Annotated in this window: 14 protein-coding genes; 10 read left to right on the forward strand and 4 right to left on the reverse strand. The window is 68.0% G+C overall.

The annotated features are described in order from the left end of the window. The first annotated feature begins 126 nt into the window (after window positions 1–126). Window positions 127–729, forward strand: coding sequence for a hypothetical protein (locus tag BKA03_RS05625; RefSeq protein ID WP_062075273.1), 603 nt, complete (start codon window positions 127–129; stop codon window positions 727–729). A gap of 73 nt (window positions 730–802) precedes the next feature. Here BKA03_RS05625 and BKA03_RS05630 read toward each other — a convergent pair whose 3' ends face one another. The 3 genes from BKA03_RS05630 to BKA03_RS05640 are packed head-to-tail and all read right to left on the reverse strand — an operon-like array spanning window position 803 to window position 4,079. Further along, window positions 803–1,606 carry an SGNH/GDSL hydrolase family protein gene (locus tag BKA03_RS05630; protein ID WP_062075274.1) on the reverse strand — a complete coding sequence of 268 codons (804 nt, stop codon included), beginning with the start codon at window positions 1,604–1,606 and terminating at the stop codon, window positions 803–805. Between the two features lie 11 nt (window positions 1,607–1,617). Next, a complete protein-coding gene (locus BKA03_RS05635) occupies window positions 1,618–2,754 on the reverse strand; it encodes a glycosyltransferase (RefSeq protein WP_062075275.1) in 1,137 nt (378 codons plus the stop codon). Further along, the gene (locus BKA03_RS05640) at window positions 2,754–4,079 is read right to left on the reverse strand and encodes a glycosyltransferase family 4 protein (RefSeq protein ID WP_083971655.1); all 1,326 of its coding nucleotides are present in this window, start codon (window positions 4,077–4,079) and stop codon (window positions 2,754–2,756) included. The genes BKA03_RS05635 and BKA03_RS05640 overlap by 1 nt, the downstream gene beginning before the upstream one ends. A 92-nt stretch (window positions 4,080–4,171) precedes the next feature. On the opposite strand from BKA03_RS05640, the gene BKA03_RS05645 reads away from it, so the two are divergent. The 7 genes from BKA03_RS05645 to BKA03_RS05675 are packed head-to-tail and all read left to right on the forward strand — an operon-like array spanning window position 4,172 to window position 10,916. Further along, a complete protein-coding gene (locus tag BKA03_RS05645) occupies window positions 4,172–4,786 on the forward strand; it encodes a copper resistance CopC family protein (protein WP_062075276.1) in 615 nt (204 codons plus the stop codon). A 42-nt stretch (window positions 4,787–4,828) separates the two neighbouring features. After that, window positions 4,829–5,746, forward strand: a complete 918-nt coding sequence (gene hemC / locus BKA03_RS05650) for a hydroxymethylbilane synthase (protein WP_062075277.1) — start codon at window positions 4,829–4,831, stop codon at window positions 5,744–5,746. Beyond that, the gene (locus BKA03_RS05655; RefSeq protein ID WP_062075278.1) at window positions 5,743–6,585 is read left to right on the forward strand and encodes a uroporphyrinogen-III synthase; all 843 of its coding nucleotides are present in this window, start codon (window positions 5,743–5,745) and stop codon (window positions 6,583–6,585) included. Before hemC ends, BKA03_RS05655 begins: the two co-directional genes overlap by 4 nt. After that, entirely contained in the window at window positions 6,582–7,565 is a 984-nt protein-coding gene (gene hemB, locus BKA03_RS05660; protein ID WP_062075279.1) for a porphobilinogen synthase, read from the forward strand. Before BKA03_RS05655 ends, hemB begins: the two co-directional genes overlap by 4 nt. A 44-nt stretch (window positions 7,566–7,609) precedes the next feature. Continuing rightward, complete coding sequence (locus BKA03_RS05665; protein ID WP_062075381.1) at window positions 7,610–8,938, forward strand: glutamate-1-semialdehyde 2,1-aminomutase; 1,329 nt, start codon at window positions 7,610–7,612, stop codon at window positions 8,936–8,938. Window positions 8,939–8,987: 49 nt separating this feature from the next. Further along, complete coding sequence (gene cobA, locus BKA03_RS05670) at window positions 8,988–10,202, forward strand: uroporphyrinogen-III C-methyltransferase (RefSeq protein ID WP_062075280.1); 1,215 nt, start codon at window positions 8,988–8,990, stop codon at window positions 10,200–10,202. Between the two features lie 9 nt (window positions 10,203–10,211). After that, window positions 10,212–10,916: a sirohydrochlorin chelatase gene (locus BKA03_RS05675; RefSeq protein WP_062075281.1), complete on the forward strand. Its 705-nt coding sequence runs from the start codon at window positions 10,212–10,214 to the stop codon at window positions 10,914–10,916. A gap of 87 nt (window positions 10,917–11,003) precedes the next feature. On the opposite strand, the gene BKA03_RS05680 is transcribed toward BKA03_RS05675, so the two are convergent. Continuing rightward, window positions 11,004–11,672, reverse strand: coding sequence for a helix-turn-helix transcriptional regulator (locus tag BKA03_RS05680; protein WP_062075282.1), 669 nt, complete (start codon window positions 11,670–11,672; stop codon window positions 11,004–11,006). A gap of 57 nt (window positions 11,673–11,729) precedes the next feature. On the opposite strand from BKA03_RS05680, the gene BKA03_RS05685 reads away from it, so the two are divergent. Both BKA03_RS05685 and BKA03_RS05690 read left to right on the forward strand, forming a co-directional pair. Further along, window positions 11,730–12,062 (forward strand): DUF2249 domain-containing protein, encoded by a 333-nt coding sequence (locus BKA03_RS05685; protein ID WP_083971658.1) that lies wholly within the window; start codon window positions 11,730–11,732, stop codon window positions 12,060–12,062. 82 nt (window positions 12,063–12,144) lie between these two features. Beyond that, window positions 12,145–13,359, forward strand: a complete 1,215-nt coding sequence (locus tag BKA03_RS05690; protein WP_062075283.1) for a hypothetical protein — start codon at window positions 12,145–12,147, stop codon at window positions 13,357–13,359. Window positions 13,360–13,546 lie beyond the last annotated feature (187 nt).

Consider the following 13,546-nt stretch of genomic DNA (forward strand, 5'->3'; position numbering starts at 1 on the left):
GCAAACGGAGTGAGGTCCCCCTTGTAGGGACGCAGGTCCCGGGACCCGGGATCGGGACCGTCCTACTGTCTGAGGTGAGCGCAAAACAGAGCTCAGGTCCCCACGACCGTTTGAATGGAGAAGACCATGGCAACCACGACAGGCGACACCGACGTCGCAACCACCAAGGGTGCAGCTCTGGGAAGATACTCCCTCAGCCTCGCCCGTATCGCCCTTGGATGGGTTTTCCTCTGGGCATTCATCGACAAGGTGTTCGGCCTCGGCTTTGCGACGTGCCGCGACGCGAAGACGGGCGTCGTCAACGTCATGTGCGACAGCGCCTGGCTCGCTGGCGGACACCCCACCGAGGGCTACCTCAAGTCCGCTTCGGGCGGATTCGGTGGCGATCCCACCGGTGTGTACGGTGAGATGTTCAAGGGCTGGGGCACCTGGAGCCTCGGCGGCTTCCGCCCGCTCGACTGGGCCTTCATGCTCGGCCTGTTCGCCGTAGGCACGGCGCTGATGCTCGGCATCGGCACCAAGCTCGGCGCGTGGGGCGCGGTTGGCCTCCTCGTCCTGATGTACATCGCCCACTTTGACAACAGCAACAACCCGGTCTACGACGAGCACATCCCCTATGCGCTCGCGATCGTAGGAATCGTCTTTACTGAACTTAAGTTCCAGGCCATTGGCTTGGGCGGATGGTGGCGCAAGATGCCAATCGTTCAGAAGAACAACTGGCTCGTCTAGAGAAGTCGTGGGGGAGGGCCGGCCGCTACAGCGGCCGGCCCTTTTCTGCGTCTTGAGCCCTGGGTGCGCCTTGTCAGGCGGCGACCGTCGCCTTGGCCCGGACCTTCGCCCGGCGCTCCTCGAGAAGCTCGTGGGTCACTACTTGCGCCATTTGCGGGATGAGATCGCGCGAACGCTTCGCAATCCAGGGCAAGCCTTGGCGAGTGAGCCACCAGCCACGTGCCACGAGCGAGGGCCGCAAACCCGGAGCGTCGATGGGGCGGACCTGGGGATACCTCGCGGCCAGTACCCGTAGCGCCGCCTCCGCGAGCGCCCGATGCCCCGCGGGAGACGGATGGATCCTGTCGATGTGCCATGCGGCCTCGCCGAGCTTCGCAAAGACCTCGGCCCCGTTGACAAAGTGAACATCGGTGCCGGCGACCGCGATGGCGAGCGCGCCATTGACCTCACCCACGCGGCGCGCCATCACGGTTGACACGTGCCTGCCCAACAGGTCGAACGCCGCGATCTTGTCGAGACCGATCATCACCAGTTCGCGTCCGGGCCTGCGCAGCCTCGCGACCGCATCGGCGACGTGCTCCGTGATCTCGGGCGGGCTGAAGTCGCCCCGCAAGACGTCGTTTCCGCCCACCGTGAGCAGGACGACGTCGGGACGGTCCATCAGGCCTGTCGGCAACTGGCTGACGCCGAGGCTGCGCGCGCGAGTGCCGTTTTCCGCCAGATTTGTGAAACTTGAGGCGCCGATCGCGTGAGCAACGTGAGCGGCCCAGCCCGCTCCGACACCTGGAACCGTGGCATCGCCGATGCCGAGAGTGATGGAGTCTCCCAAGGCCACCACCCGGGGACCGCGCGCCGTGCGTTCCGATCGAGCGGTCATGACGGTCTCCTCTAGGGGTGGGGGGTTGCCGCGAGTTGTGAGGTGTGGAGTGCGAGCATGAGGTCGACGGTGGCGGACCACGGCATCGTCTCTGCGCGCGCGCGAGCGGCGACGCGGCGCTTGAGCGGGTCCCTTGCCAGGATCGCTTGGATCGCATCTGCGAAACTCTCGGCCGTGCCCTCGGCTGCGATTCCCGCGTCCGCCACGACCTCGGGAAGGGCTGAGGCCGCATTGACGACGGCGGGGGTGCCCGACGCGAGGGCCTCCAGCGCGGCGAGGCCAAAGGTCTCGATGGGCCCGGGTGCCACCACCACGTCGGCGCTCGCGAGGAGTTGCGCGAAGTAGTCGCGGTCGGTCACGAAGCCAAGAAACGTGACGGGGAGGTCCTCGGCGCGCTCCCGCATGTGTTGAGCGACATTTCCGGTTCCGGCGCTGACGAGCCGCACGCGTTCCCCGCGCTCGCGGAGCACCCTGACCGCGTCGATCGCGAGTTCGGGCCGCTTTTCCGTCGATAGGCGCGCGGCCATGAGCAGCAGGGTCTCGTCGTCGGTCGCGACGGTGGCGCGTGCCTCGAGGGAGGCATTGCGAGGACGAAAGCGGTCGAGGTCTACCCCGAGCGGCACCTTGACCGCGTGAAGCCCCGCACGGGAAAACTCGGCCCGCGCATACTCGGTGGTGCACACGACAGTGGTAAATCGCCTGTGGGTGCCGCGGTTGTGCCAGTCGGCGAGCGCCTCGATCGACACAAGGCGCCGCAACCACGCGGGAAGGTTCGCTGCCAGGATGCCGTCGGCGCGCTCGTGGGCGAAGAAGGCCGAGGGAACCCCTCGCTGCACGGCCCACGCACCGAGCGAGCGCAGCGTCGTGCGGTCGGAGACCTCGAGGACATCGGGAGCGAAGTCGGCAAGAATTCTTCGCACCTTGCGCGTCCGCACGATCACGCGGTAGCCGCCCGAACCAGGGATGACGGGCGCTCCCACCGTGACGCGGGTGCCGTACGGCGTGTCCTCGACGACGTCCCGCTCGCCTGGAACGACGAGCAACACCTCGTGCCCGCGCTCGCGGTATCCGCTGCCGAGGGCGTGCATCGCGGTCCTCAGGCCGCCGGACGTTGGCCCGTAAAAATTGGCGATGTGCGCGATGCGCATCAGGGCTCCGCCCCTGCGGCAGCGTCCTCTTCGGCAGCGTCCTCTTCGGCATTGTCCCTGCCGGCAATGTCCCAGCCGGCAATGTCCCTGTGGTTGGCGCCCCTGCCGGCCGCTTCTCGGTGCCGCGCCTTGGCCGCCGCAACCTCCCCGGGCCTCCACATGAGCCCCTTGAGGATCTTGTCCGTCTCGGGGAGAAGTACAGGGCGATGTTCGTGGATGCGGGTGGCCTCGGCGTAGTAGTCCATGAGCCTGTCGCACACCTTCTCCCATGTCCGGCCCTCGACCGACATGCGCGTGTGGGCCGCGAATCGCTCGCGTAGCTCAGCATCTTCGGCGAGCATGGTCACATAGGCGACCATCGCATCGAGATCGCCCGGCGTGTATAGGAATCCCGTCTCGCCATGGTCGACCAGGTCGATCGGTCCGCCACGGCGGGGGGCGACAATAGGCACTCCGGAGGCGAGGGCCTCCTGGATCGTCTGACAGAAGGTCTCGACTTCCCCGCAATGTACGAACAGGTCGAAGCTCGCGACGGTTTCTGCGAGGTCGTCGCCCGTGAGGAAACCGAGGAATTGGGCGTCGGGTAGCAGGGCCTTTAGCTTTTCGTGCGACGGTCCCTCGCCGACGATCACGACGCGAATGCCGTCGATCTCCGCGAGTCGCGCCAGATCCTCGATGCGCTTCTCCGCGGCGAGGCGCCCCACGTAGCCGACGACGATCTCGCCGTTCGGTGCCCACCGTGAGCGCAGTGCCTCCGAGCGTTTTGACGGGTGAAAGCGGTCGGCGTCGACGCCGCGTGGCCACAGCCGCAGCCGTGGCACTCCAAGCTGCTCGAGCTGGCTCATCGCGTACGTCGACGGCGCGAGGGTGAGGTCGGCGCGCTCATGAATATTGAGCAATCGATTCCACAGGATTCCCTCGCCCCACGCCAAGCCGTAGCGCGGCGCATAGCTGGGAATCTCGGTCTGGTAGATCGCGACGCACGGCAAGTTGAGCTCGTTCGCGGCACGCACCGCGGTCCAACCCAAAGTGAAGGGCGACGCGAGGTGAACGATGTCCGGGTCGTACTCCTCGAGAACTCGCGAAATCTTACCGACGCCGCTGAGCGCGACCCTCACATCCCGATAGCCGGGCCACCCCATCGCGGGCAGCCGCGTGATGGACGCGATGCCGTAACGCACCGGCCCCTGGCTGCCTCTTGACTCGGGGGCGATGACCATCGCCTCGTCTCCGCGGGCGGTCAAGTGGTCGATCACGCGCAGTAGGGAGTTCGTCACGCCATTGGACTGCGGCAGGAACGACTCTGCGACCAGCGCGACCTTCATGGCCTCATTGTGACCCACGAACCGTGCGAGCGGGGAGCAACGAATCGAACTACACGGTGAAGGTTGGGTGACGCTCGGGTGACAATGGGGCGGTGAGACGCCTCTTTGCACTGCCTGTTGTCCTCGTCGCCGGCCTGCTGGTCACGATCGGCCTTGCCGTCCCCGCTAGCGCACACACGTCGCTCGTCGGCATCGATCCCGCTGAGGGATCGACGGTTGCCGCAGGAGATGCCATCACCCTGAGCTTCTCGGAGGCGCTGCTCACGATCGGAGCCGAGGTGACGGTGACAGATTCGGCCGGGGTCGCGACCAAGCTCGAGGTGACGTTCCCCACCACCACGTCGGCGCAGGTCGTGCTTCCCGCAGTGGCCGGTGGGAACCTGACCGCCGCGTGGCGCGTCGTCGCTGGCGACGGGCATCCAGTGGAGGGCACCCTCGCGTATGTGGCCGATGCCCCAGTGAAGACCTCGCCGCCTTCTTCGGTCTCGTCCAGCCCCAACCCGACGGCGTCGGCAGGAGGGGGGACCTCGCCCGCCGCGTCTGCGCCGCCTGGTTCCGAGACTCTCAGCTCGGCGACTCCCAGTGCCGCGCCGCCCGCATCGACGGGCGGGTCCTCCGGGGCCAATGTGGCCGCCTTGATGCTCGTGTTCGGTGGGGCACTGTTGGCGGCGATCATCGCGATCATCGCGGCCAAGCGACGCCGCTAGAGGCCGCGCGGTGCGCACGCCGCGGCGTGGGACGATGGTGCCATGACTCTCAAGCTCGGCACGCGTGGTAGCGCGCTCGCTCGGGGGCAATCGACCGCAATTGCGGAGGCGCTGAGCGCCGTTGCCCGTACCAAGGGTCTCGACATCGACTTCGAACTCCACATCGTGACGACAAGTGGCGACACGTCGAAGGATTCCCTCGTCGGCTCCTCATCCACCGGCGTGTTCGTGACCGCAGTGCGAGAGGCGCTTCTCGCGGGGGAGTGTGACGTGGTGGTGCACTCGCTCAAGGACATACCCGTCGGCCCCTATGAGGGCGTGACGCTCGCCGCCACGCCCCTTCGTGAGGACTCGCGTGACGCGCTTTGCTCGGGCGGGGTCGCGTTCGCAGACCTTCCCCAAGGCGCCCGCATCGGCACGGGGTCGCCGCGCCGCGCCGCGCAGATGCTCACGCTGAGGCCCGACCTTGAGGTGGTGCCCGTTCGCGGAAACGTCGACACGCGGCTGGCGATGGTGGGAACATCGCTCGACGCCGTCGTTCTAGCGGTCTCGGGACTCAAGAGGCTGGGCCGTGCCAGCGATGTGAGTGAGATCTTCGCGTACGACGCGATGGTTCCCGCCGCAGGTCAAGGCGCCCTCGCGGTCGAAATACGGACCGACGCAGGAGCGGACCTTGCGGCTGCCGTCGCCTTGCTCGATGACCCCACCACGCGCGCGGCCACGACGGCGGAGCGGGAGGCGCTGGGTGTGCTCGAGGCGGGCTGTTCCGCGCCGGTGGGCGCCCATGCCGCCATTGACAAGGGCATCCTGACGCTCACGGTGCGAGTCACCAACGCGGCAGGCACCCTGCGGTTGACCGAGACGAATCGCGGCCCCCTTAGCGACGCGCGGCGGATTGGTATGGTCACGGCTCACTCCCTTCTTGGGCGAGGAGCGGCTCACCTGATGGGGCGCCCGTGACTGGAACCCTCGCGGGACTGCGGGTCATGGTGCCAGTGACGGAGGGTCGCAGGGATGCTGCCGCCTCGGGGGTCTCTTCACCTGCGCGGAGCTCGTCGCAGACGCGGAGCTCGTCACAGACGCGGAGCCTGTCAGATTCGCTGAGGCTTGCGGGAGCCACTCCGGTCGAGGTGGAATTCATCGCCATCGAGCCCGCCGCCGACGCAGCCGCCTTGGAGCGTGCCGTGCGTGAGTGGTGCGGCGGAGAGTATGCGTGGATGGCCGTGACGAGTCGCAACGCGGTGCTTGCCATGGAGGCCGTGGCTGCCGCGCTCAACGTGTCGCTCGCGGATGCCATCCCGCTGGCGAGAGTCGCGGTCGTGGGGGATGCGACGAGGGTCGTGTGCGAGTCGAGGGGACTGCCCGTGGCGCTTGTGCCAGCCACCGCCACGGGGCGTGGGCTTGCGGAGGACTTTCCCTCGGGTGAAGGCCGCGTCCTGGTTCCCGTGGGGGACAAGGCGTCGGCCGTTCTTGCCAAGGGCATCGGGGGGAAGGGCTGGGCCGTGACCTCCGTCGAGGCCTACCGCACGGTCGCTGGCCCCGGGCCGACGCCGGAACAGGTCGCGTCCTTGGCGGCCGGTGAGGTGGATGCGGTGATGTTGACCTCGGGGTCGATGGCGACGCAACTGGCGTCCACGTGCCTCACCATCCACTCGTCGACCACAATGGTGGCGATCGGACCTTCGACGGCCGCGGCGGCCACGGCGGCTGGATTGAACGTGACCGCGGTCGCGGACCGGCCCACCTATGACGCCCTGATCGACGCATTGTCTCGCTCGACCGGAAGGACCACATCATGACCCCGCAGCCACGCAGGCCCCGCGCTCTCAGATCCTCGGCGCCGATGCGCGCCCTGGTTCGCGAGACGCGGCCGCAGGCAAGACAGCTCGTGTTGCCGCTGTTCGTCAAGGAGGGCATCGACGCGCCTCGCGCGATCACATCGCTTGCTGGCGTGGCCCAATTGCCGCTTGCCAAGGTGCGCGACGCGGTGTCCGCGGCGGCCGACGCTGGCATTGGCGGCGTCATGTTGTTCGCCATCCCCACGGTGCGCGACGCGGCGGGATCTGCCGCGTGCGATGACAACGGGATCCTCAACCTGGCCATCCGTGAGGCGGTCGCTGCGGCGGGGGACCGCATCGTCGTGATGGCCGATCTGTGCCTCGACGAGTTTACGTCCCACGGTCACTGTGGCGTGCTCGATGCCGCGGGCCGCGTCGACAACGACGCCACGGTCGAGGTCTATGGGCGCATGGCCGTGGCCCAGGCCCGCGCGGGTGCCCACGTCCTTGGGCTCAGCGGAATGATGGACGGCCAGGTGGCCGCGGTGCGCGCGGCGCTCGAGGCCGAGGGCTTCGTCGACACCGCGCTGCTTGCCTACGCGGCCAAGTACGCCTCGGCGTTCTACGGGCCGTTCAGGGACGCGGTCGATAGCGAGCTCGTCGGCGACAGGAAGACGTACCAGATGGACCCCGCCAATAGGCGCGAGGGGACGCTCGAGGCGGCCCTCGATGAGGCCGAGGGCGCCGACATCGTCATGGTCAAGCCGGCGCTGCCGTACCTCGACGTGCTCGCCGACGTCGCCGCGCAGTCCCTCGTTCCCGTGGCCGCCTATCACGTGTCGGGCGAATACGCCCAGATCGAGGCCGCTGCCGCCAACGGGTGGATCGACAGGAGGGCCGCCCACCTTGAGGCGCTCACGTCGATGGTGCGTGCTGGCGCCGACATCGTTGTGACCTATGCCGCTGTGGACCTCGCGGCCTGGTTGGGGGAGGACTCATGAGGCCGCAACCGGACAAGCTGAGGAAGCTCATGCACGCCTTCGTGATGCGCACCCCGCAGGGTCAGCGCGGTTGGGAGGCGCGTGCGAACGCCATTCTGCCCGGCGGCGTGAATAGCCCCGTGCGCGCGTGGAACGCGGTGGGAGGCCAGTCGCTGCCGATCGCCTCTGCCAACGGCGCGATCGTGACGGACGCTGCGGGGGGCGCCTACGTCGACCTCGTCGGCTCGTGGGGTGCCGCGATCGCGGGGCATGCCAACCCCAAGGTCGTCTCTGCCGTCACCCGTGCCGCGAAGCGTGGCCTGAGCTTTGGCGCCACTACGGAGGCGGAGGTCGAGCTGGCAGAACTCATTCGCGACCGGTATGCGCCCGCCGAGCGCGTCCGGCTCGTGTCGACGGGCACCGAGGCAACAATGACGGCGCTGCGGCTTGCTCGCGGGGCCACGGGGCGCGACGTGGTGATCAAGTTCGCGGGTCACTACCACGGTCACGCCGATCCCTTCCTGGTGGCCGCAGGCTCGGGCCTCGCCACCGCGGGAGCGCCAGATAGCGCTGGGGTGACCGCCTCGACCGCCGCGGACACGATGGTGTTGCCCTACGGAGATGTCGACGCGCTGACGGGGGCCTTCGCTCAGCACGGAGAGCGCATCGCCGCGGTCATCGCCGAGGGCGCTCCGTGCAACATGGGCGTCGTGCGCCCGCCAGATGGCTTCAACCGACTCATCGGTGAACTGACACGCAACGAGGGCGCCGTATTCATCCTCGACGAGGTCCTCACGGGATTCCGCGCGGGGCCTGCGGGATGGTGGGGGATCGAGAGGGACGTCGCGCTCGCGAAGGGCGAACAGCCTTGGGTTCCCGACCTGGTCACGTTCGGCAAGGTCATCGGCGGGGGGCTTCCGGTCGCGTCCGTCGCGGGACGCGCGGATCTCATGGAGCAGCTCGCGCCGCTTGGGCCCGTGTATCAAGCGGGCACGTTGTCGGGAAACCCCGTGGCCGTCGCGGCGGGCCTCGCGACGCTCGACATCATGGACGCCGATGCCTATGCGACCCTCGCGCGGGCGGCCGACGAGGTGCGAGAGGGCGTCCACGAGGCGCTGCTCGCCTCGGGAGTGACCCACGCGGTGGGTCGCGCGGGAACGCTGTTCTCATTCTTCCTTGGTCTCGATGAGCCCCCGGTGACGTTCGCCGATGCCGCTCGCCAGGACACAGGCTTGTTCAGGTCCCTCTTCCGCCACATGAGGGCCGAAGGCGTCTCGTTGCCTCCGAGCGCGTTCGAGGCGTGGTTTGTTTCGATCGCCCATGAGTCACCCATCACGAGGCAAATCGTGGACGCGGCGGGGTCCTGGCGCCCCAACGAGCGGGCGAACCCGTGACGACCAAGGTGAGAAGCGTGATCGCTCTCCGCTCGCGGGCGGAGTCGCGATGATCGTCTCGCTCGGCCTGGCCCGCCGCAGGGTCGTCGTGGTGGGCGGCGGCGGCGTGGGCACTCGGAGATCACGGGCCCTTGTCGCCGAAGGCGCCGACGTGCTCGTGGTGGCTCCGTTCGCGTCGGCCGACATCGCCGCGATGGCGTCGAGGGGCGAGCTCGAGTGGCGGCAACGCGCGGTTTCGCGCGCCGACATCGAGGGGGCGTGGCTTGTCGTCGCCGCCACGGACAACCCCACCGCGAACGCGAGCATCACGCTGTGGTGTGAGGAGCAGCGCACCTGGTGTGTCAATGCCGCAGACGCGGAGGGTACCCCTGCTCGCGTCGCAGCCCAGTCGACGCATGGAGACGTGGCGATCGGCGTCGTTTCACTCGGCGCTGCGGATCCCCGGAGGGCCGTTCGTATTCGCGATGCGCTGGGGCGCGTCATCGACGAGGGCGATATTGATGTTCGCCACGTGCGGGCGCGCGAGGGACGCGTGATGTTGGTGGGTTCGGGTCCCGGAGCGGAAGACCTCGTTACCGTGCGTGGGATGCGCGCGCTCGCCGAGGCCGACGTGGTGGTCGCCGATCGCTTGGGTGCGACGATGCTGCTCGACCGCTTGTCCCATGATGTCGAGATCATTGACGTAGGCAAGTCCCCCGATCATCACCCGGTGCCCCAACACGAGATCAATGACCTGCTCGTGGATCGCGCCAAGAAGGGTCTGACCGTGGTGCGCCTCAAGGGAGGTGACCCTTTCGTCTTTGGCAGGGGAGGCGAGGAGGTTCATGCGTGCGTGAGCGCGGGGGTGTCCGTCGAGGTAATCCCAGGAATCACGTCCGCGATTGCCGTGCCGGGATTGGCGGGCATCCCCGTGACCCAGCGTGGGGTTGCGGCGACGGTCGTCATCACGTCGGGGCACCTCGGACCAGACGAGGCGACGAGGGCGGCCTTGGCGGAGGGCGCCACAGTGGTCGCGCTCATGGCCGTGGGCACGATGGGTGATTTCATGGCGGCTGCACTGGATGCGGGCGCCGATCCCCGTACGCCTGTCGCCATCATCGAGTGCGGTTCGACTCCGCGCGAGCGCGTGACGCGCGCCACCATTTCCGACGCAAGCCTTATTGCGGACGAAACGGGCGTGAAACCTCCGGCGGTTATCGTCATCGGAGGGGTGGCGCTCGACGGGCTTTTGGCCTCGAAGGTGGCGGCAACCCCGCGACCGTAAGGAGGCGAGATGGCCGTTCAGGGAACGCCCGTGCTGATCGGTTGCGGTCACGGAACCAAGTCGGCCGCGGGGCAGCAAGCAATTCGCGACCTTCTCGACGCAGTGCGCCTCGCGATGCCAGGTGTCGAGGTGCGCGAGGCCTACGTGGACGTCCACGGGCCAAAACTCGCAGACGTCATCGCCGATATCCCCATGGTCGAGCAAGGCCTTGCGGCCGTTGTCGTCCCGCTCCTCGTCGCGGGTGGATATCACGTCTATCACGACATCGCCGAGGCGGTGGCGAGTCGCCCCGACGTCGTGGCCGCGCCTGCGCTGGGCCCCGACGTGCGACTGACCGCGATCGTCCTCGACCGGTTGGGCGAGGCGCATGTGTCGCCCGAGTCCACGCTCGTGCTCGCCGCGGCGGGGTCTTCCGACGAGCGGGCCATGGCAGACACCGAGGCCGCAGCGGAGATGCTGAGGGGAACATGGGACGGGCCTGTGCGTGTCGCCTATGCCGCTGGCCGCTCGCCTTCGGTGGCCGATGCGGTGCGAAGCGCCCACAACTACGGTGAGGACGGCACGGTGGCCGTGGCATCGTTCTTGCTCGCGCCGGGGGTCTTCCAGGCGCGACTCGAGGAGGCAGGGGCGGACGTGGTGACGTCCGCGTTGGCGCCACACCCGAAACTGGTGTCCATCGTGGTCGACAGGTACAGCTCGTTCATCCACGACTGATCCGTTCAATCGCAGGCCGGTGCTGAGGGGCTTTGTCTTACCAAGAGAGAGGGAGCCTGCGGCGGGCCATATTGGACCGCATCGCGGCTAGGCAACGTGCAGACGGCAGGCTCCCACTTCGGAAAATGGTTCGAGCCTGACGGGTTCGGGATCCTCGCCGAGCGCTGCGACCACGCCGCGGGCGATGCCGAGGTGTACCGCACACACCACAACAGGCTCCGCCCGCACCGCGTCAAGGAGTGGGCAGCGGCGCAACGCGATGGAGTCGCCCGTGGCGTCGGCCTCGGGCGAGAAGCCCAGCCGGTCGAGCAGTTCCAGCAGGGTTTTTCCCTTGCCTCGGTGCTTTCCGCGCGGATCCTGAACGAGTTCGGCTCCCCATGTTTCTCCCGCGGCGATCGCGTCCCTGCGCGGATCGTCGCTGGTAGTGGAGATGTGGCGTGCGAGCGCAGTGGCAAGGCCGACGTACTCGCGGACGCGCGCGTCGGGCTCGGTCGAGCGGGGGAGCGCGCTGTATGAGCGCGCCGGACGCCCCCGGCCGACGGAGACGCCCGTCGTGCGAGCAATGAGCCCGCGGTCAACGAGCCCGTCGAGGTGCTTGCGCGCGGTGTTCTCGTGCAAATTGAGCTCGCGCGCGATGTCTCCCACCGACGCTGCGGAGTCGCGTCGCTGCATCGCCTCCAGCACGCGAGCGCGCTCCGGCGACAGTTGCGGCTGCTCCGGATCGAAACGCGACGGGCTAGGACCTAGATTTAACATGTACTAGAGTGTAGTAAATAAACCGGCTTGACCCAAGAACCCCACGAAGGAAATGCAATGGTTGACGCGACTTCCCAGAACCTGCTCGCCGACGACGAGGCCCAGCCCATCACTCAGGAGGGCGGCTGCGGGGGACATTGCACCTGCGGCGCTCAAGACGACACGGCGCCAGAGCTCGACGTCAGGCAGATCCCGCCCGCCATCCGTCACGCCTCGATCTTCGGTGCGCTCGGCGCAATTCGTGCGGGCGAGTCGATCGTGTTGATCGCGCCTCACGCGCCCGTGCCGCTTCTTGAGCAGCTCGAAGCGTCACAGCCCGGTGAGTGGACGTCAACGATCGCCCAGTCCGGTCCCGAGGAATGGCGCACACGCCTCACCCGCGCGCTCTAGCGACGGCTACGGTTTTGACGGCTACGGCTTCGATGTCGGCAGTCTCGATGGCGCCGGCGAGAACGGTTGAGGCGGCGTCGCGATGAGCAAGGGTCGGAGGGGCTTCAACGCCTTGCGCGATGGCCCACCCGTCGTGTGGCTTGCCGCGACGCTGGTGGTGGTGATCGCGCATGACGCCGTGCCAGTTCCGCGCTGGTTGATGATTCACTTGCTGTTGCTCGGGGCCGTGAGTCACTCCGTCGTCGTGTGGAGCCAACACTTTTCCGACGCCCTTCTGCGTACCGCGCCGCCGCGCCATCGTGCCCAACAGGTCTGGCCGCGACTCCTTCTGCTCAATGTGGGAGCGCTGCTTGTGGTGGTGGGAGTGGTCTCGCATACCTGGGCGATGACGGTGATCGGCACGGCCGCCGTCATCACCGCCGCAGCGGCCCATGCGGTGCTACTCGTGGCCCAGTTGCGCCGCTCCCTTCCTGCACGATTCTCCGCGACGGTGAGGTTCTACGTGGCCGCGGCGATCCTTCTCACCGTGGGAGCGGGAGTGGGCGCGGCGCTCGCGAGGGGGGTGTCTGGACCGCTGCAGGAGCGCCTACACCTGGCCCATCTTGCGCTCAACGTGCTCGGATGGATCGGCCTCACGGTGCTCGGCACCCTCGTCACCTTCTGGCCAACCGTGTTGGGAACGCGCATCGATCAAGCGTCCGCCACGCTTGCCGTGCGCGCGCTACCCGTTCTTGTCGCGGGTGTCGGCCTCATCGCCCTTGGGGCGGCCGCGGACCAGCGCTGGTGGGTCACCGCAGGGCTCACTGTCTACGTGGCGGGCGTAGCGATGGCAGCGCGGGGGCTCGTGGTGCACGCACGCAGCCGGCCACCGTCGACATACGCGTCGATGTCAATTGGCGTGGGGCTTATCTGGTGGGCCGTCTGCCTCGTGATCATCGCCATCGGCAGCGTCACGGCCCCCACGTGGGAAGGTCTCGCCGCGACTCTCGACTACGTTGCCCCGTTCCTCGCTGCGGGCTTCGCGGCGCAGGTGCTGCTGGGTGCGCTTTCCTTCCTGGTGCCCACAGTGCTGGGCGGTGGTCCGGCGCGTTCCCGTGTGTCTCATCGCGAGTTCAACAAGGGGGCAGCGATCCGGGTCGTTGTCATCAACGCCGGACTCCTGGTGTGCGCGTTTCCTGTGTCTGCACTTGTGCGAGTGATCGCATCCGTATTCGTACTGGCAGCCTTCGCGGCGTTCCTGGTTCTCCTGGTGCGCGCCACGCGCGCATGGCTGCGGAGCAGGCCGAGCGCGGCGTAGGCGACGAGCCGGACCGGGCACAGCGGTGCGCTTGTGCTGCGACTGCTCGCGAGGCATTGGTGGCGAGTTCCTCGCCCGCGATGATCGCGCTGCAGGATCGCCGTCTCGGGCCCTCGCAAACGCGTGATCCCGAGAAGAACAGCACCGCAATCGCGGCTCGAAAAGAGCTAGCGCCTCCTCGTGCCAA

This window comes from Demequina lutea, assembly GCF_013409005.1.
Lineage (GTDB): Bacteria > Actinomycetota > Actinomycetes > Actinomycetales > Demequinaceae > Demequina > Demequina lutea.

Coding starts and splice junctions, on each gene's coding strand:
- BKA03_RS05680 (WP_062075282.1), bottom strand. CDS start 11,672: ATGTTAAATCTAGGTCCTAGCCCGTCGCGTTTCGATCCGGAGCAGCCG.
- hemB (WP_062075279.1), top strand. CDS start 6,582: ATGACCCCGCAGCCACGCAGGCCCCGCGCTCTCAGATCCTCGGCGCCG.
- BKA03_RS05640 (WP_083971655.1), bottom strand. CDS start 4,079: ATGAAGGTCGCGCTGGTCGCAGAGTCGTTCCTGCCGCAGTCCAATGGC.
- BKA03_RS05690 (WP_062075283.1), top strand. CDS start 12,145: ATGAGCAAGGGTCGGAGGGGCTTCAACGCCTTGCGCGATGGCCCACCC.
- BKA03_RS05635 (WP_062075275.1), bottom strand. CDS start 2,754: ATGCGCATCGCGCACATCGCCAATTTTTACGGGCCAACGTCCGGCGGC.
- hemC (WP_062075277.1), top strand. CDS start 4,829: ATGACTCTCAAGCTCGGCACGCGTGGTAGCGCGCTCGCTCGGGGGCAA.
- BKA03_RS05685 (WP_083971658.1), top strand. CDS start 11,730: ATGGTTGACGCGACTTCCCAGAACCTGCTCGCCGACGACGAGGCCCAG.
- BKA03_RS05630 (WP_062075274.1), bottom strand. CDS start 1,606: ATGACCGCTCGATCGGAACGCACGGCGCGCGGTCCCCGGGTGGTGGCC.
- cobA (WP_062075280.1), top strand. CDS start 8,988: ATGATCGTCTCGCTCGGCCTGGCCCGCCGCAGGGTCGTCGTGGTGGGC.
- BKA03_RS05665 (WP_062075381.1), top strand. CDS start 7,610: ATGCGCACCCCGCAGGGTCAGCGCGGTTGGGAGGCGCGTGCGAACGCC.
- BKA03_RS05675 (WP_062075281.1), top strand. CDS start 10,212: ATGGCCGTTCAGGGAACGCCCGTGCTGATCGGTTGCGGTCACGGAACC.
- BKA03_RS05625 (WP_062075273.1), top strand. CDS start 127: ATGGCAACCACGACAGGCGACACCGACGTCGCAACCACCAAGGGTGCA.